Annotated in this window: 17 protein-coding genes; 3 read left to right on the forward strand and 14 right to left on the reverse strand. The window is 66.8% G+C overall.

All coding sequences use genetic code 11. From position 1 onward, the window contains the following. Positions 1–36: 36 nt before the first annotated feature. From AC5P8Z_RS18315 to AC5P8Z_RS18355, 9 genes are all read right to left on the reverse strand, one after another. A complete protein-coding gene (locus AC5P8Z_RS18315) occupies positions 37–1,809 on the reverse strand; it encodes a DUF885 domain-containing protein (protein WP_495229695.1) in 1,773 nt (590 codons plus the stop codon). A gap of 252 nt (positions 1,810–2,061) precedes the next feature. Then, the gene (locus tag AC5P8Z_RS18320; protein WP_049415940.1) at positions 2,062–2,409 is read right to left on the reverse strand and encodes a lipid-A-disaccharide synthase N-terminal domain-containing protein; all 348 of its coding nucleotides are present in this window, start codon (positions 2,407–2,409) and stop codon (positions 2,062–2,064) included. Further along, positions 2,409–3,131 carry a glycosyltransferase family 2 protein gene (locus AC5P8Z_RS18325; protein WP_049443806.1) on the reverse strand — a complete coding sequence of 241 codons (723 nt, stop codon included), beginning with the start codon at positions 3,129–3,131 and terminating at the stop codon, positions 2,409–2,411. The genes AC5P8Z_RS18320 and AC5P8Z_RS18325 overlap by 1 nt, the downstream gene beginning before the upstream one ends. Positions 3,132–3,221: 90 nt before the next feature. Then, on the reverse strand, positions 3,222–4,187 hold the full coding sequence (locus AC5P8Z_RS18330) for an NAD-dependent epimerase/dehydratase family protein (protein WP_286070382.1): 966 nt from the start codon (positions 4,185–4,187) through the stop codon (positions 3,222–3,224). Positions 4,188–4,238: 51 nt separating this feature from the next. Next, on the reverse strand, positions 4,239–4,970 hold the full coding sequence (locus AC5P8Z_RS18335; protein WP_286070383.1) for a suppressor of fused domain protein: 732 nt from the start codon (positions 4,968–4,970) through the stop codon (positions 4,239–4,241). 126 nt (positions 4,971–5,096) lie between these two features. Next, positions 5,097–6,020, reverse strand: a complete 924-nt coding sequence (locus AC5P8Z_RS18340; RefSeq protein ID WP_286070384.1) for a ParB/RepB/Spo0J family partition protein — start codon at positions 6,018–6,020, stop codon at positions 5,097–5,099. Beyond that, positions 6,020–6,817 (reverse strand): ParA family protein, encoded by a 798-nt coding sequence (locus AC5P8Z_RS18345; protein ID WP_005411653.1) that lies wholly within the window; start codon positions 6,815–6,817, stop codon positions 6,020–6,022. The genes AC5P8Z_RS18340 and AC5P8Z_RS18345 overlap by 1 nt, the downstream gene beginning before the upstream one ends. Positions 6,818–6,930: 113 nt before the next feature. Then, on the reverse strand, positions 6,931–7,569 hold the full coding sequence (gene rsmG / locus AC5P8Z_RS18350; RefSeq protein WP_495229696.1) for a 16S rRNA (guanine(527)-N(7))-methyltransferase RsmG: 639 nt from the start codon (positions 7,567–7,569) through the stop codon (positions 6,931–6,933). Positions 7,570–7,608: 39 nt separating this feature from the next. Then, a complete protein-coding gene (locus tag AC5P8Z_RS18355; RefSeq protein WP_495229697.1) occupies positions 7,609–8,208 on the reverse strand; it encodes a 4'-phosphopantetheinyl transferase family protein in 600 nt (199 codons plus the stop codon). An 84-nt stretch (positions 8,209–8,292) separates the two neighbouring features. Between AC5P8Z_RS18355 and AC5P8Z_RS18360 the strand changes: the two genes are divergently transcribed. After that, positions 8,293–8,544: a GlsB/YeaQ/YmgE family stress response membrane protein gene (locus tag AC5P8Z_RS18360; protein WP_495229698.1), complete on the forward strand. Its 252-nt coding sequence runs from the start codon at positions 8,293–8,295 to the stop codon at positions 8,542–8,544. 72 nt (positions 8,545–8,616) lie between these two features. Here AC5P8Z_RS18360 and xth read toward each other — a convergent pair whose 3' ends face one another. The 4 genes from xth to AC5P8Z_RS18380 all read right to left on the reverse strand — a co-directional run bounded on the left by xth (position 8,617) and on the right by AC5P8Z_RS18380 (position 14,334). Continuing rightward, on the reverse strand, positions 8,617–9,384 hold the full coding sequence (gene xth, locus AC5P8Z_RS18365) for an exodeoxyribonuclease III (RefSeq protein WP_495229699.1): 768 nt from the start codon (positions 9,382–9,384) through the stop codon (positions 8,617–8,619). A gap of 129 nt (positions 9,385–9,513) precedes the next feature. Continuing rightward, positions 9,514–10,923, reverse strand: a complete 1,410-nt coding sequence (locus AC5P8Z_RS18370; RefSeq protein WP_495229700.1) for a coniferyl aldehyde dehydrogenase — start codon at positions 10,921–10,923, stop codon at positions 9,514–9,516. A 220-nt stretch (positions 10,924–11,143) separates the two neighbouring features. Continuing rightward, complete coding sequence (locus tag AC5P8Z_RS18375; RefSeq protein WP_495229701.1) at positions 11,144–12,808, reverse strand: MFS transporter; 1,665 nt, start codon at positions 12,806–12,808, stop codon at positions 11,144–11,146. A 98-nt stretch (positions 12,809–12,906) separates the two neighbouring features. Further along, complete coding sequence (locus AC5P8Z_RS18380) at positions 12,907–14,334, reverse strand: DcaP family trimeric outer membrane transporter (protein ID WP_495229702.1); 1,428 nt, start codon at positions 14,332–14,334, stop codon at positions 12,907–12,909. Positions 14,335–14,579: 245 nt separating this feature from the next. On the opposite strand from AC5P8Z_RS18380, the gene acs reads away from it, so the two are divergent. Further along, complete coding sequence (acs, locus tag AC5P8Z_RS18385) at positions 14,580–16,523, forward strand: acetate--CoA ligase (RefSeq protein WP_286070392.1); 1,944 nt, start codon at positions 14,580–14,582, stop codon at positions 16,521–16,523. A 79-nt stretch (positions 16,524–16,602) separates the two neighbouring features. Continuing rightward, positions 16,603–17,268: a response regulator transcription factor gene (locus AC5P8Z_RS18390; RefSeq protein ID WP_005411662.1), complete on the forward strand. Its 666-nt coding sequence runs from the start codon at positions 16,603–16,605 to the stop codon at positions 17,266–17,268. A gap of 113 nt (positions 17,269–17,381) precedes the next feature. On the opposite strand, the gene AC5P8Z_RS18395 is transcribed toward AC5P8Z_RS18390, so the two are convergent. Continuing rightward, positions 17,382–17,837: an REP-associated tyrosine transposase gene (locus tag AC5P8Z_RS18395; RefSeq protein ID WP_295567631.1), complete on the reverse strand. Its 456-nt coding sequence runs from the start codon at positions 17,835–17,837 to the stop codon at positions 17,382–17,384. Positions 17,838–18,031 lie beyond the last annotated feature (194 nt).

Genomic DNA, 18,031 nt, shown 5'->3' on the forward strand with positions numbered 1-18,031 from the left:
GGTTGCCGGCCAGCGGCCGGAACTGCCTCGGAACGGTCAGGCCTTCTTGCGCTCGGCGATGTAGGCCTGGATCTGCTGTTCCAGCACCGGCAGCGGCACCGAGCCCTGCTTCAGCAGGGTGTCGTGGAAACCCTTGATGTCGAACTTGGCGCCCAGCTCCTTCTCCGCCTGCGCACGCAGGCGCACGATGGCGATCTCGCCCAGCTTGTAGCTCAGCGCCTGGCCCGGCCAGGAAATGTAGCGGTCCACTTCGGTGGTCACTTCATGCTCGCTCAGCGCGGTGTGGTCACGCAGGTAGGCCAGCGCCTGCTCGCGGGTCCAGCCCTTGCTGTGCACGCCGGTGTCGATCACCAGGCGCGCCGCGCGCCACATCTCGTAGGTCAGGCGGCCGAAATCCTCGTACGGGGTTTCGTAGATGCCCATTTCCACGCCCAGCTTTTCGCAGTACAGCGCCCAGCCTTCGCCATAGGCGGAGATGTAGGCGTTGCGGCGGAACTCCGGCAGGTTCTTCTGCTCGGCGGCGATGGCGCCCTGCAGTGCGTGGCCCGGATCGGATTCATGCAGGGTCAGCGCCGGCAGGTTGTACAGCGGGCGCGACGGCAGGTTGTAGGTGTTGAGCCAGTAGGTGCCCATGCCACCACGGCCGGCGGTCCAGAACGGTGCGATATCCGGCGGTACCGGCACGATGGTGAAGCGCGCGCGCGGCAGCGTCATGTACTTGCCCAGCTGGCCATCGGCGCGCTTGGAGATCCACGCGGCACGTGACAGCAGCTCTTCCGGCGTCTTGGCATAGAACTGAGGGTCGGTACGCAGGAAGGTCAGGAATTCGGCGAAGCTGCCCTTGAACTTCACCTGCTTGATGATGTCGTTCATCTCGCCCTGGATGCGCGCGACTTCCTCCAGTCCGATGCGGTGGATCTCGTCCGGCGACAGATCGAGCGTGGTGTATTCGTGGATCTGCTGCTTGTAGTACGCCTTGCCGTCCGGCATTGCTTCGGCGGCCAGGGTGGTGCGCGCCTGCGGCACGTACTCGTTGACGAAGAAGGTGCGCAGCTGCTGGAACGCGGGCACCACCTTGCCACTGATCGCTTCACGCGCGTGCGCCTGCAGCCTGACCTGTTCGGCGGCCGGAATGTTGTTGGGCAGCTTCTTGAACGGCGCGTACAACGGCGACTCGGTCGGGTCCTTCAGCTCGGCGACGGTGGCGATGGACACCTCGCGACCATCAAGCACCGCGCGCGGCACGCTGAAGCCACGCTTCAGGCCGGCGCGCATGTTCTCGGTCTGCTGGCCGAAGTAACGCGGCACATCGTTCAGCCGTGCGATGTAGTTCTGATAGTCCTGCACGGTCTTCATCTCGCGCCGGGCCATGAAGGACAGGTTGGACCAGAACGAGGAGTCCGCGTTGAACGGCATCTCGTAGCCGCGCAGGCGCGTCTCTTCGGCCAGGTTGAACACCTGGTCGCGGTAGATCGCGTAGTTGACCTGGTTGTCGGGCGACAGGGTCTTCGGATCGATCTTCTTCAGCGCGGCGAGGGTCTCGTCCCACACCTTCAGGCGCGCCTGCTGTGCGGCCGGGCCGACATCGGGCATGCGGGTGGCATTGGCCGGGGCGTCCTCGTCCTCGCTGGCCTCGCCGCCACCATCCTGGCGCCATTTCCATTCCTTCTCGTACAGCGCGCGGAAGGCGGCATCGGCAGGCGATTCGGTGGCGACGCTGGCCGGCGCGGCGGCGGCGGGCGGCGCGGCCAGGGCCACGGCGGGGGCGGACAGGGCAATCAGCAGGGCAACGGCAAGACGGGTTTTCACGAGCACAGGTTCCCGGGAAGGCAGACCCCGATCATGGCACCGCCCACGGCCCATGGCATGGGACGAAGGTCCTGCCTGCAACGCAGGCAGGACCGGGCCCCGGCCACAGGCCAGGGCCCCAGCGCCGAAGGCGCGTTGTAGAGCCGACTGTCAGTCGGCTGCTTTCCCGCCACATGCAGCAAAGCCCGCGCTCCGCGCGAGAGTCGACTGACAGACGACGCTACCCACGGCAGACCGCATCCCGGCGCAGCCTCAGTGGCTGGCCCTGTCCCGCTTCCAGCCCCGGTGCTTGATGTCCAGGTGCAGGCTGTACAGCGCGGTGAACGCCGGGAACAGGTTCTGCAGCACGCCCACCGAGTCCTGCTTGGCCGAGAACAGGAAGTAGCTCAGCGTCATCAGGCTGCCGATCACGCTCATGTACCAGAACAGTCGCGGGATGACCGGCTTGCCGGCGCGCTTGGAGGCGATGAACTGGACCAGCCAGCGGCCGCCGAACATCAGTGCGCCGGTGTAGCCGATCAGCTTCCAGCCGGTCACATGCAGGCCGGTCCAGTACAGCCAGGTCAGCGGCTGGTCCAGCCAGTGCAGCTCCAGGTCCATCAACGCTCCTCCACCGCGGTGCGCTTGCTGCGGGTGATCAGCCAGGCCACGCCGCGCAGGTCGCGGATGCCGACCAGCGCGCGGCCCAGATTGTTGTACTTGGACACACCGGCGGTACGGTGGCGGTGATTGACCGGCACGCTGGTGGTCTTCCAGCCGGCGCGCTGCATCAGCGCCGGCAGGTAACGGTGCATGTGATCGAAGTACGGCAGGTCGAGGAACGCGCTGCGTTCGAACAGCTTGATGCCGCAGCCGGTGTCAGGCGTGTCGTCGCGCAGCATGCGCGCGCGGATGGCGTTGGCCCAGCGGCTGGCCCAGCGCTTGCTGCCGCTGTCCTGGCGGTTGACGCGCCAGCCGGCGAACAGCTTCACCTGTGCCTCGGCGGCATCGCGCGCGGCCAGCAGCTTGGGAATATCGGCTGGATCGTTCTGGCCGTCACCATCGAGGGTAGCGATCCAGGGCGCCCGTGCGTGCTTGACGCCGGTGCGCACGGCGGTGCTCTGCCCGCTCTGGTTCACGTGGTGCAGTACCCGCAGTTCCGGCGTGGTCGCCTTCAGCCCCTGCAGCACGGCCAAGGTGTCATCGCGCGAGTGGTCGTCAATGTAGACGATCTCGAACGGTAGCCGCCCGCGCAGTGCAGCGGTGATTTCGGCGACCAGCGGGGCGACGTTGTCGCGCTCGTTGAACACCGGGACAACAACGGAAAGCTCGGGTTGGCTCATAAGGCACTCGGCCAAAGGGGGGACAAAGACCGCGCATTCTCCGAAACCGAGGTTATCCGAAGATGAACCCGGCGGCGTGAGGATCCGTGCTCAGGCGCGATCACCAAAATACTCGCGGCACCACTGCACCACAGGCGGCAGGCCTTCTTCGATCGGGGTCACCGCATCGAAGCCGAAAGCGTCATGTGCGCGGCGGGTATCGGCCATCGTGCGCACCATGTCGCCGGGCTGCATGGGCTTGTAGACCTTCTGCGCGGGGCGGCCGGCGGCCTGCTCGATCACGCTGATGAAGCGCTCCAGCTCCACCGGCGTATGGTTGCCGAGGTTGAACACCCGGTGCGGCACCGTACCGTCGGCCGGATGCGCGAGGGCGCCGAGGATACCGGAGACGATGTCGGAGACATGTGTGAAATCGCGCTGCATGCGGCCTTCGTTGAATACGTCGATCGGCCGACCGGCCAGCACCGCGCGCGAGAACAGCAGCGGTGCCATGTCCGGCCGGCCCCACGGGCCGTACACGGTGAAGAAGCGCAGGCCGGTGGCATGCAGGCCGTACAGCTGCGCGTAGGTATAAGCCATCAGCTCGTTGGCGGCCTTGGTCGCCGCGTACAGCGAGCGCGGCTGGTCCACGCGCTGGTCCTCGGAGAACGGCGGCGTGGCCGAATCACCGTAGACCGAACTGCTGGAGGCATACACCAGGTGCTGCACGCCACGGTGGCGGCACAGCTCGAGCATGTTGACGAAGCCGACCAGGTTGCTGTCGACGTAGGCGTGCGGGTTTTCCAGCGAATAGCGCACGCCGGCCTGCGCGGCCAGATGGATCACGGCGGTCGGCTGCACCTCGTCGAACAGCGCGGCCAGGCCATCGCGATCGGTCAGGTCCAGTGTGCGCAGGTCCAGCGTCGGGCACAGCGCAGCCACGCGATCATGCTTGATCTGCGGGTCGTAGTAGTCGTTGAAGTTGTCCAGCCCGACCACGGCCTGGCCCGCCTCCAGCAGCGCGCGGGCGGTATAGGCACCGATGAAGCCGGCAGCGCCGGTGAGCAGGATGGTCATTGCAGTTGCCTGGAAATCAATGAGTACAGGTGCAGAGGATACGCTGCGGGCTCAGAACAGCCCGAAACGCTTCTTGGCCACATTGGCGCGGCCGGGTTCGATCACGTCCTGGATCTTCTTCGCATCGAAGCGGTCGAGCAGCGCCTCGGCGCCCTTCTTCAGCTTCAGATCCATCTCTTCCGGATACAGCGGAACCAGGGTCATGAAGCTGATGGTCCTGCCGTCGTCCAGTTCCAGCGTGGCGAATTCTTCCGGGGCAGTCACCGGTGGCAGCACGATGGCACCGTCGAAGCCCACCCCCGGCGCGTAGGGCTCGCTGGGATGGCCGTTGGGAATGGTGTGGCCGAAGCCCAGCCAGGTGTCGTACTCGTGTGGCAAACGCGCCATGCCCTTCAGCAGGCGCACCGGCCAGTAATTGCGCTCGTCCTCGAAGGCGTCCTGGGACATCGGCCAGTCGGCCGGCAGCGTCACCATCAGTTCCATGTAGCGCGGCACGTCCGCGTCCACCTCGGCGGGCACGGCCATCGGCAGATCGCTCATGCCGGAGGTCACCAGCCGCAGGTACGGGAACTGGTCGGTGGCCGGCACCACGTGCACGTCGATGTGCACCAGGTCGGAGATGATCTCGTGGAAGACGCCGGATACCGGGCCCAGGTGGCGCTCAATGTGCGCGCCGATCGCCTCGATGTGTTCTTCACCCTGCGGCGGGGTGAAGTCCTTCTGGCGGCTGTGGACCAGGATCGGGCTGCCGCCCGGGCTGACGTCGTCGAATGCGTTGCTCATGTCCTGCTCCCTGGATGAGGCCACGGGCCGGAAGGCAGTACATCCCACGGCGCGCGCGGCGGTACGTTCCCTGTCATTCGCGGGACACGGCAGGAACGGGCCGCGCCCCCTGTCACTGCGCCGGGCTCAGCCCTGGCGCGTACGCAGCTTTTCCAGCACGCCGTCCAGGGTATCCAGGTCGGTGTAGTGGATGATCAGCTTGCCCTTGCCGCCACGGCCGTGATTGATCGCCACCTTGGCGCCGAGCGCTTCGGACAGCTCGGTTTCCAGCGAGGCGATGTCGGCCTGCTGCACCTTCGGGGTGGCCACCGGGCGATTGCTCGGCACCTTGCCTGCGGCAAAGGCCTGCGCACGGCGCTCGACCTCGCGCACCGACCAGCCTTCATCGGCTGCTTCCTGGGCCAGCTTGCCCGCCAGCTCCGGGGCCAGGGTCAGCAGCGCGCGGGCGTGGCCCATTTCCAGGCGGCGGGTTTCCAGCAGCAGGCGGATCGCCACCGGCAGCTCCAACAGGCGCAGCAGGTTGGACACCGCCGCGCGCGAGCGGCCGACGGCCTCGGCGGCCTCGGCATGGGTCAGGGTGAATTCGCTGATCAGGCGCTGCAGCGCCTCGGCTTCTTCCAGCGGGTTGAGGTCTTCGCGCTGGATGTTCTCGATCAGCGCCATCGCGATGACGGTGCGGTCTTCCAGCTCGCGCACCACCACCGGCACCTCGTCCAGGCCGGCCAGCTGCGATGCGCGCCAGCGGCGCTCACCGGCGACGATTTCGTAGTTGCCGGCGGGCAGCTGGCGCACCAGGATCGGCTGGATCACGCCCTGCGACTTGATCGAGTCGGCCAGCTCGGACAGCTTGCCCTCGTCCATCTCGCGGCGCGGCTGGTACTTGCCCGGCTGCAACTGGCCCACGGCCAGCTTGCGCAGCACTTCACCCGGCAGCGGCTCGATCACCGCGGTGGTGGCCTGCACCTGGCTGACCGCTCCCTTCGGGCCCAGCAGCGCGTCCAGGCCACGGCCGAGGCCCCGCTTCTTGGCTGCCGGCTTGGTGCTGGTCATCAGACGGTCTCCACGGCCTTGGCGGCCTTGTTGCGTTCGTTGTTGCGGCGGATGATCTCGCCGGCCAGGCCCAGGTAGGCCACGCCACCGCGCGAGGCGCGGTCGTAGCCGACGATGCTCTGGCCATGGCTGGGCGCCTCGGCCAGGCGCACGTTGCGCGGCACGATGGTGCGGAACACGCGATCACCGAAGTGTTCGGTGAGCTCGGCCGAGACCGCGTTGGCCAGGTTGTTGCGCACGTCGAACATGGTGCGCAGCACGCCTTCGATCTCCAGCGCCGGGTTCAGGCTGGTGCGCAGCGCTTCGATGGTTTCCACCAGCGCGCTCAGGCCTTCCAGCGCGTAGTACTCGCACTGCATCGGCACGATCACCGAGTCGGCGGCGGCCAGCGCATTGAGCGTCAGCAGCGACAGTGCCGGCGGGCAGTCGATCAGGATGTAGTCGTACTCGTCGCGGATCGGCGCCAGCGCGCGCTTCAGGCGCTGCTCGCGCTCGCTCTGGCCCATCAGCTGGATCTCGGCGGCGGTCAGGTCGATGTTGCCGGGAAGCAGGTCGTAGCCTTCGGCAGTCTGCACGCGCACATCGGCGGCGCTGTTCTCGCCCAGCAGCAGATCACAGGTGGAGGCGGCCAGCTCGCGCTTGTCCACGCCGCTGCCCATGGTCGCGTTGCCCTGCGAATCAAGGTCGACCAGCAGCACGCGCTTGGGGGCGTTGGCCAGGGAAGCGGCCAGGTTGACGGCGGTCGTGGTCTTGCCGACGCCACCCTTCTGGTTGGCGATGGCGATGATGCGGGCCATGCAGGTGTGCCTCGTCGACGGATGGTTGGGACCGGTCATTATGCGTACAACCGGCCCCGGGCGGAAATCGTGAATCGCCAACCTCTTGTTCCACAAGGGGCTGGCGATGGCAATCAGGGGCCTGTAACCGTGACCAGGTGGCGTTCGCCGGCCAGGCCGGGCACGCTCAGCGGGGTCACCTCGCGCACCTGCCAGCCCGCCGGCAGCTCCGCGATCTCCTCATGGGGATAGACGCCCTTCATGGCCAGCAGTACGCCACCCGGGCGCAGCAGGTGGCCGCCGACGCGGACGATGCCGGCCAGGGTGTCCATCGCGCGCGCGGTCAGCTGGTCGTAGCGGCCTGCCTCGTCCAGGGCCTCGGCGCGCGATTCAGCCACGCGGGCATTGCCCAGGCCCAGCTGGCGCACGGCCTCGCGCATGAAGCGCGCCTTCTTGCCGTTGCTCTCCACCAGGGTGACCTGCAGGCCCGGGCAGGCGATCGCCAGCGGGATGCCGGGCAGGCCGGGGCCCGTGCCGAGGTCGGCCAGGCTGCCATCGGCCACGAACGGCTGCATCGCCAGCGAATCGAACAGGTGGCGGGTGACCATCTCCTGCGGGTCGCGGATGGCGGTGAGGTTGTAGGTGCCGTTCCAGCGGTGCAGCAGGGCCAGGTAGCGCAGCAGCGGCGGCGCCAGCGCGGCGTCCAGGCCCATGCTGGCCAGGCCCTGTTCCAGCGTGGCGGCCACGCTGGCGGGAAGTGGGTGTTCGCTCATGCCGGCATTATCGCCGGTTTTGCACGCTGATTCCCCGCTTCAGTGCGGATACCAGGCCAATGCAGCACGGAACTGCCCGGTGGCCTGCCATTCGTGCAGGTGCCAGCGCGCGGCCTCGCCCAGTTCCGGGTCGCACCAGCGCAGATGCAGGGCGCCATCCGCCCCCGGCGCCAGCTGCAGGCGGTGCAGGCCGAACGAGATGCCCTGCCCGTGTGCCTTCAGGATGGCTTCCTTGACGCACCACACGCGGAAGAACCAGTGCTCGCGGTCGGCCTCGCCCAGGCTTTCCAGCCAGGCCACCTCGGCGGGGTGGAAGAAGCGCTGCACGATCTCCAGCAGGCGCGGCCGCGGTCGCAGCAATTCCAGGTCCACGCCCAACCGCACGCCTTCGCCCAGCGCCACCAGCAGCACCTCGCCGCTGTGGCTCCAGCCGGTGCCGTAGTGGGCCAGCGTACCGCTCAGCTCCGGCCGGCCCTTGTCGTCGCGGACCAGCGGCAGCGTCTCCGGATCGGTGCCCAGTGCCTGTGCCAGTACCTGCCGTGCCTGCGGTTCGCCGCGATGGCCGGGCACGTGCGGGCGCCGCCAGACCGTCACCGGGCCGAAGCGCCACGGGCCGTCGAGGGTGGCTGGCAGGCTCATCCGCAAGCCCCCATCACGCAATTGCACGACGGGTTCACGGCCGTGCGCGTCAACTGGTCACAGTTTTCCACCGGAGGTTCGATCATGGGCATCATCATCTGGCTGATCGTCGGCGGCATCGTAGGCTGGCTGGCCAGCATCATCATGAGGCGCGACGCCCAGCAGGGCATCGTCCTGAACATCGTGGTCGGCATCGTCGGCGCGCTGATTTCCGGCTGGCTGTTCGGCGGCGGCATCAACGAAGCGATCACCCTCCGCACCTTCCTGTTCTCGCTGATCGGTGCGGTGATCCTGCTGGCGATCGTCAACCTGTTCACCCGCAAGAGCATACGGTGACCTGAGGGTCGCGCCGACCGCTGGCCGGCAGTCCTTCCAGAACGGGCCCGGCAATCGCCGGGCCCCGTTCGTTCAGCCCAGCTGCACCCACGCCGGCGCATGGTCGCTCGGACGTTCCCAGGTGCGCGGCTCGCGGTCGATGCCCGAGGCCGCCGCACTGGCCTTCAGTGCGTCGGAGACCAGCGTCAGGTCGATGCGCAGGCCCAGGTTGCGGCGGAAGCCGGCCGCGCGGTAATCCCACCAGCTGAACACCCCGGCCTCGTCGTTGTGCAGGCGGAAACCATCGTGCAGGCCCAGCTGCAGCAGCTTGTTGAGTGCGCCGCGCTCGGCGGTGGAGGTGAGGATGTGGTTTTCGTTCCACACCTCCGGGTCGTGCACATCGCGCGCGTCCGGGGCGATGTTGAAGTCGCCCATCACGATCAGCTTCGGGTGCCGCTGCAGTTCTTCGGCGATCCATGCATGCACCGCCTCGAGCCAGCGCAGCTTGTAGTCGTACTTGTCGGTGCCGATGTCCTGGCCGTTGACCACGTACAGGTTGATTACCCGCAGGTCGCCGAAGGTACCGGCGATGACGCGCTTCTGCTCGTCCTCGAAGCCGGGAATGCCGATCTGCACGTCCTGCGCCGGCTCACGCGACAGCAGCGCCACGCCGTTGTAGGTCTTCTGGCCGGCGAACACGCTGCGGTAGCCGGCAGCGATCAGCGCAGAGTCGGGGAACTTGTGGTCCTCCAGCTTGGTTTCCTGGATACCGACGATGTCCGGGCCGAACTCCTTGAGCCACTGCTCCAGGTGCGGCAGGCGGACATTGAGCGAATTGACGTTCCACGAGGCGATTTTCATGGGGGCATTCTACCCGGGTGGGCCTGGGTTGCCTTGTAGAGCCGAGCCCACGCTCGGCTGCCTGTACCCCGGCCGCTCAACGGCAGCCGAGCATGGGCTCGGCTCTACAGAGTCACGCCATGCGTGGCTTCACCGAACCATCAGCTTCAACAACCCCGCAATCTTCGAATACGGCGGCCGCACCCGGTCGCTGGCCGCCCAGCGCGACTGCCACAGCACCGGCAGCCGCTTGCTCATCGCATCGAACCCGGCGCGCCCGTGGTACGCGCCCATGCCACTCGCCCCCACCCCGCCAAACGGCAGGCCGTCGGCGGCGAAGTGCAGCAGCGTGTCGTTCACCGTCACCCCGCCCGCCACGACCTGGCCGAGGATGCGCTCCACCGTGGCCGTGTCATGGCTGAAGGGATACAGCGCCAGCGGCCGGTCACGCGACAGCACGTCGGCCAATGCGGCATCCAGATCCGGATAGGCGCGCACCGGCAGGATCGGCCCGAAGATCTCCTCGCGCATCAGGTCCAGGTCATCCGGCGGGTCCAGCACCACGGTCGGCACCAGCAGGCGCTCGCGGTCGGCGCGCGCCTCTTCCACCTGCGCCAGCGGAATGACCGGCACGCCGTGTTCGCGCGCCTGCGCCAGATAGCCCTGCAGGCGCTGGTACTGGCCGTCGTTGATGATGCGCGTGTAGTCATCGGCATCACTGAAATCGCCGTAGCGCTCGCGCACCTGCTGCTGCAGCGCCTGCACGAACTCGCGCTGGCGCGCGGTGTCGATCAGCACATAGTCCGGCGCAATGCAGGTCTGCCCGGCGTTGAACCACTTGCCGGTGGCCAGCCGCGCGGCGGCTTTGTCCAGCGGGAAGTCGCGGCAGACGATGGCCGGCGACTTGCCGCCCAGTTCCAGCGTGACCGGCACCAGATGCTCGGCGGCCGCTGCCATCACCTTGCGGCCCACGGCCGTCGAGCCGGTGAACAGCAGATGGTCCAGCGGCAGCGACGACACCGCTGCGGCCACGTCCGCGCCACCCTGCACCACCGCCACTCGATCCGGCGGGAACACGCTGGCCAGCAGGTCGGCCAGGAACGCGCTGGTGCGCGGCGTGTGTTCCGAAGGCTTCAGCAGCACGTGGTTGCCGGCGGCGATGGCGGTGGCCAGCGGCACCAGTGCCAGCGTGACCGGGTAGTTCCAGGGCGAGATCACCCCGACCACGCCCAACGGCGTCGGCCGCAGCTGCGCGCGCGCCGGCCACAGCTTCCAGCCGGACGATGCGCGCTGCGGCTTCGACCAGCGCCGCAGGTGGCGGCGCAGGTGGTCGATGGCCGACAGCACGCTCATGCCATCGGCCAGCTTCGATTCAACGTGGGCGCGATGCCCGAAGTCCTCGGCGATGGCCTGCGCCATTTCGTCCAGGCGTGGCTTCAGCCCCTCGCGCAGGCGGCGCAGGTCGGCCTCACGCTGGTCGAGCGTGGGGCGCTGCGACTGCCAGGCGCTGCGCAGGGCGTGCAGGAGGGCAGGAAGGTCGGCTGGGGCGGTTGTGGTCATGGACCGACTATACGGGGGGGGGCCGAGCCATGTAACGGTAGAGCCGACTGGGTAGAGTCGACTGTCAGTCGACTGCCCTTTGCGGGACATCTGGAAACCCCGCGCTGCGCGCGATAGTCGACTGACAGTCGACTCTACCCCGCCTCAATTCCCCCATTCCCTCGAACAGAAAGGCCGCGGTCTGCACCGCGGCCTTTCCTTCATCCGGTGAACATCATTCCTACTTGGTGATATCCACGTCCTTGGTCTCGCGCAGGAACAGGCCACCGATCACCACCGACATCAGCGCGATGATGATGGGGTACCACAGGCCGTAGTACAGGTTGCCGGTACCGGCCACCAGCGCGAACGAGATCGCCGGCAGGAAGCCACCGAACCAGCCGTTGCCGATGTGGTACGGCAGCGACATCGAGGTGTAGCGGATGCGGGTCGGGAACAGTTCGACCAGGTAGGCGGCGATCGGGCCGTAGACCATGGTCACGTACAGCACCAGCAGCCACAGCATGAAGATCGTGCCGGCAAAGTGGATGCGCGAACCATCGGCCTTGGCCGGGTAGCCCGCGGTGGTCAGGGCGGTCTTCAGTTCCGCACCGAACGCATCGGCCTTGGCCTTGCCTTCTTCCTTGGTCAGGCCAGCGGCCTCATACGAGGTGACGCTGGCACTGCCCACGTTCACCATCGCCAGCGAACCGGCGGCGGCGGGCTGCACGTCGTACGGCACACCGGCCTTGGTCAGCGCGGCGGTGGCCACGTCGCAGGAGCTGGTGAACTTGCGCATGCCCACCGGATCGAACTGGAACGAGCAGGTGTTCGGATCAGCCACGACCAGCGCCGGAGAGGACGCACGTGCCTCTTCGATGGCCGGGTTGGCGAAGTGGGTCAGGCCCTTGAAGATCGGGATGTAGGTAACAGCCGCCAGCAGGCAGCCGGCCAGGATGATCTTCTTGCGGCCGATGCGGTCGGACAGCCAGCCGAAGAAGATGAAGAACGGCACGCCCAGCGCCAGCGCGGCCGCGATCAGCAGGTAGGAGGTGGTGGCATCGACCTTCAGCATGCTGCTGAGGAAGAACAGCGCGTAGAACTGGCCGCCGTACCAGACCACGGCCTGACCGGCTGCAGCGCCGAGCAGGACCAGCAGCATCAGCTTCAGGTTGCCGCCCTTCAGGCTGTCACGGAACGGGGTCTTGGAGCCCTTGCCCTCGGACTTCATCTGCTGGAACAGCGGCGACTCGCTCAGCTGCAGGCGGATCCATACAGACACGCCCAGCAGCAGGATCGACACCAGGAACGGGATGCGCCAGCCCCAGGCTTCGAAGGCTTCGTTGCCCAGGAAGTAACGGCAGGCCAGGATGATCAGCAACGACATGAACAGGCCGAGCGTGGCGGTGCACTGGATGAAGCTGGTGTACAGGCCACGCTTGTCGTCCGGCGCGTGCTCGGCCACGTAGGTGGCGGCACCACCGTACTCGCCGCCCATCGCCAGGCCCTGGGCCAGGCGCAGCACGATCAGGATGACCGGTGCCGCGAAGCCGATCGTGGCGTAGTTGGGCAGCACGCCGACCAGGAAGGTCGAGATGCCCATGATCAGGATCGTGACCAGGAACGTGTACTTGCGGCCGATACGGTCGCCGAGGCTGCCGAAGAAGGCCGCGCCGAACGGGCGCACGAAGAAGCCGGCGGCGAACGCCAGCAGGGCGAAGATCATGCCGGTGGTTTCGTTGACACCACTGAAGAACTGCTTGGCGATGATGGCCGCGAGCGAGCCGTACAGGAAGAAGTCATACCACTCGAAAACCGTGCCGAGGCTCGAGGCGAAGATGACCTTCTTGTGGCCCTTGGTCAGGGTGCCCGCTGGATTGTGCGGGCTTGATGCAGTGCTGGACATGGGACGTTTTCCCTCTGTAGGTGCCGACCTGGGTCGGTGGGTGCCGACCGTTGGCCGGTACGCAATCGCTGTAGGTGCCGACCTTGGTCGGCACTCCTTTAGAAGCTGTACTTCGTGGTGAACTGCAATCGGGTGATGTCACCCTTGTTGCCGTTCTCCACTTCGCGACGGCCGTACATCAACTCCGCGCCGACATCGACCTTGGGCAACGGCGAGTAGAAGATGTTGCCGCGGATGCTCTGCACGCTCTTGGTCACCAGCGGGCCGAGGATGCTGTCATTGTCGTAGTCGCTACGCGCGTAGATCAGGTTGGTGCGCAGCTTCGGCGAGAACGCATGCCGCCAGCCCACGTAGCCGGCCAGCACGCCGGTCGGATTGAGTTCGTCGCGGGCAACGTCATAGGCGCTGTCGGCGGTGATGCCCAAGCCGATGTAGCGGGCGATGCCTTCGCCGCCGGTCAGCTGGTAGTGCAGCGAATCGCTGTCACCCATCACCCACTTGCCGCCCAGGGTCAGGCCGCCGGCCACCTTGTCGGCCTTGGCGCCGGTGGCCTGGTTGTCGACCTTCAGCTGGCGAACGATGCCGCCGACGCCGAAGGTGCCCCAGTCGCCCTTCCAGCCATAGCGCAGGGTCAGATCGGGCAGGCTGCCACGGTCGGAGTTGGCACTGGCATTGGTCCATGCCCCAGTGACCGGGTTGCGGGTACCGGTGAGGGTGGTGGTTTCCGGGTTTTCCAGCGCGACGCTGAAGCCGCCCTGGGTGTAACGCACCTGCGCCTGGCGCACGAAGATCACGCCGTCGGTAGGGCCAACGAAGTCGACCGCCTCAGGCAATGCGGCCGCGTCCATGAAGTTGGACCAGGTCTGGCCGGCCAGCCAGTTGTTCCAGTACATGTAGGCATGGCGCAGGGTCACGCCGTAGGTGTTGGTGGCGGTCTGGTTGCCCAGCGAGTTGCCGAAGAAGTCCATCTCGAAGAACGCGCCGGCTTTGTTGCCCGATTCGCTCACATTGTCGATGCCCAGATTGAAGCGAGAGAACTTGGCGTGGGCATTGAAGTCGGTGCCCGAACGCTTGCCGCTGCCGCCGGCGCCTTCCACCGGGGTCTGGCCCGGCAGGTACAGCGCGCGGCCGGTGGCATCGTCGGCCAGCTGGCCATCGCTGGTCTGGGTGGCGAGGAAGTCGGCCTTGATGAAGCCACCGATCTTGACCGTGGTACCCGGCGCGGCGCCCGGGGTGATGGTGGTGACCTGGATCGGCTGCTTGCCGGCCGGAACCTGTGCGACCGGCTTCTGCTCGGCCTGCAGCGTGCGGACTTCGGTTACGGCCTGCTGGGTCTGGCTGATCTGGGTCTGTTGTTGTTGCTGCGAAGACAGCAGCAGCTGGACCTGGCGTTCCAGTTCGGCAACGCGTGCTTCCAGCGCCTTCTCTTTGGCGGTCTCTGCGAACGCCATGCCCGGTGCGACCAGGGCGACCAACAGGCAGGCCGCCAAAGGTGTGCGCACGGCTTTCAACGTACGGTGGCTCATGTTGCCCTCTCTCCCAAGTGGCAAGGTGATGCCGCGCGTGGGGCACGGTCGAGCCGAGACTGCGGGGCGATTATGTATAGCGGCTATTCGCCATTGGTCGAACCTGGCCCTGCTGGGCGCTCACTTTCGACCATGGTCTAACCAGGGTGGTGACGCGGCAGGGGGTGGATGGGGCAAACTGAGGGGGATCGGTCGCCGCAATGCTGCGACCGCACACACAAAGTCAACGTGCAAGTGAGGGTGCCATGGCTGATATCTACCCCGTCGATCCGCAGTTCGCCGCCAAGGCACGCATCGACAAGAAGACATATGAACAGCAGTACCAGGCGTCGGTGACCGATCCGGAGGGTTTCTGGGGCAAGGCCGCCGAGCGCCTGCAATGGATGCGCACGCCGACGAAGATCAAGAACGTCAGCTATGACCTGTCCGACTTCCACATCAAGTGGTTCGAAGATGGCGAGCTCAATGCCAGCGTGAACTGCCTGGATCGCCAGCTGGAAACGCGCGGCGACAAGACCGCCCTGCTGTTCGAACCGGACAGCCCGGATGCGCCGGCCCAGCACGTGACCTATCGCGAGCTGTACGAGCGCACCTGCCGCCTCGGCAACGCGCTGCGCAACCTCGGCGTCAAGAAGGGCGACCGGGTCACCATCTACCTGCCGATGATCGTCGATGCGGCCGTGGCCATGCTGGCCTGCGCGCGCATCGGTGCGATCCACTCGGTAGTGTTTGGGGGCTTTGCGCCGAACTCGATCGCCGACCGCGTCAGCGACTGCCAGAGCAAGCTGATCATCACCGCCGACGAAGGTCTGCGTGGTGGCCGGAAGATCCCGCTGAAGGCCAACGTCGATGCCGCGCTGAAGCTGCCCGGCACGAACACGGTTGAAACCGTGCTGGTGGTGCGTCACACCGGCGGGGCGGTCGACATGCAGGCCCCGCGCGACCGCTGGTTCCACGACGTGGTGGACAGCCAGCCGTCGACCTGCGAGCCGGAGCGAATGAACGCGGAAGACCCGCTGTTCATCCTCTACACCTCCGGTTCCACCGGCAAGCCGAAGGGCGTGCTGCACACCACCGGCGGTTACCTGCTGTACGCGGCCTACACCCATGAAGCGGTGTTCGACCTGCGCGAGGACGACATCTACTGGTGCACCGCCGACGTCGGCTGGGTCACCGGCCACAGCTACATCGTGTACGGCCCGCTGGCCAACGGCGCGACCTCGCTGATGTTCGAAGGCGTGCCGAACTACCCGGACACCTCGCGCTTCTGGAACGTGATCGACAAGCACAAGGTGACGATCTTCTACACCGCCCCGACCGCCATCCGTGCGCTGATGCGCGAGGGCGAGGAACCGGTGAAGAAGACCTCGCGCGCCTCGCTGCGCCTGCTCGGCAGCGTCGGCGAGCCGATCAATCCGGAAGCCTGGCGCTGGTACTACGAGGTGGTCGGCGACAGCCGCTGCCCGATCGTCGATACCTGGTGGCAGACCGAGACCGGCGGCATCCTGATCTCGCCGCTGGCCGGTGCGATGGACCTCAAGCCGGGTTCGGCCACCCTGCCCTTCTTCGGCGTGCAGCCGGCGCTGGTCAATGCCGACGGCGAAGTGCAGGACGGCCCGACCGAAGGCAACCTGATCATCCGCGACTCCTGGCCGGGCCAGATGCGCACGGTGTACGGCGACCACCAGCGCTTCATCGACACCTATTTCCGCACCTACCCGGGTAGCTACTTCACCGGTGACGGGTGCCGCCGCGACGAAGACGGCTATTACTGGATCACCGGCCGCGTTGACGACGTGATCAATGTGTCCGGCCACCGCATCGGCACCGCCGAAGTGGAAAGCGCGCTGGTCTCGCACCCGAAGGTGGCCGAAGCGGCCGTGGTCGGCTTCCCGCACGACGTGAAGGGCCAGGGCATCTATGCCTACGTGACCCTGGTGGCCGAAGAAGCGCCGAGCGACGAACTGCAGAAGGAACTGGTCGCCTGGGTACGCAAGGAAATCGGCCCGATCGCCACGCCGGACCACCTGCAGTGGGCGCCGGGCCTGCCGAAGACCCGCTCGGGCAAGATCATGCGGCGCATCCTGCGCAAGATCGCTGAGAACGCGCCGGACCAGCTCGGCGACACCTCGACCCTGGCCGATCCGTCGGTGGTGGCGTCGCTGGTGGACGAGCGCAAGGTGCGCTGATGCACGACAGGGGTCGGATCCCTTTCCGCGAGGAAAGGGCTCTGACCCCATCTGGTTTCCCCCACGGTTCCCCCCGACCATGACCACCCTCCTGATTGCCGATGACCACCCGCTGTTCCGCGAAGCCCTGCGTGGGGCCGTGCAGCGGGTCATCCCCGGCGTGCAGCTGTTCGAGGCCGACAGCGTGGAAGCGCTGTATGCGCTGGCCGACCAGCACAACGACGCCGACCTGGTCCTGATGGATCTCAACATGCCCGGTGCACAGGGTTTCAACGCACTGGTGCACATGCGCTCGCTGCATCCGCACCTGCCGGTGGTGGTGGTGTCCGCGCGCGAGGAAGCCACGGTGATGCGGCGCGCGCTCGATCATGGCGCGTTGGGCTTCATTCCCAAGTCGGCGGATTCGGACACCATCGGCCACGCGCTGGGCACCATCCTCGATGGCGAGACCTGGGCACCGCCGGAAGCGCACAACGTACCGCCGACCGAGCGCGAGGAACGCGAAGTCGGCCAGCGCCTGCGCGAACTGACCCCGCAGCAGTTCCGCGTGCTGCAGATGCTCGGCGCAGGCCGCTTGAACAAGCAGATCGCCTACGACCTCAACGTCTCCGAAGCGACGATCAAGGCCCACGTCACCGCGATCCTGCGCAAGCTGGGCGTGACCAACCGCACCCAGGCCGTGCTGATGGCCGGCAAGCTGGCGATAGACGACGACGCCATCGTGCTGCCGCCGGAAGAAGACTGACGGTCTTGCGCTGCGCGCGTGAGCCGAGCGCAGGCTCGGCTCTACACGACTCTGCGGCACCTGCCTTTGTAGAGCCGAGCCCATGCTCGGCTGCTGTTCGCCTGAAGATGGCGCTACCCCTGCAGACGCCACCTACTCCAGGCATGAGGGTACTCGCCAAGATGCGTGGCCAGCCCGGCCCGAACCGGATTGCCCGCAATGTACATTGCCTGCGTACGCAGGCATTCATCGCTGCGCAGCGCGTGGTCGTAATACCCCGGTTGCCAGATCGGCTCACTGGCATCAACGCGCCTGGCAATGGACCGTCCACTTCTGGACTTGAGGATCTGCATGCACCCGGCAAGTGTTCCGTGTCGCAGCTCGATCAACCAGTGCAGGTGGTCCGGCATGATTACCCAAGCCAGGGAGAACGTCCGCCCCGTCCGCTCGACCGTGCGTAGTGCCTCGATCAGCAGATCGACGTTCGTCTCATCGTCGAACCAGCGTCGCCGCGCGTAGGTCACTGCGGTGATCGCATAGACATTGCCGATCTGCGACCACCGGCCAATACGGAGTGCGGGGCTGGACATGCCCGAAGACTATGCAGCGACCGCCAGGCTGCCCATCAGTGCAACACCGCATGACCTGTCAGCCAATGCCCCCTTGTAGAGCCGAGCCCATGCTCGGCTGCTGTCCGCTTGAAGACCGCGCTGCGCGCGTAAGCCGAGCGCGGGCTCGGCTCTACAGGACTCTGCGGCGCCTGAACCCGTAGAGCCGAGCCCAT

Source organism: Stenotrophomonas sp. YJH_SMC_17 (genome assembly GCF_059371655.1).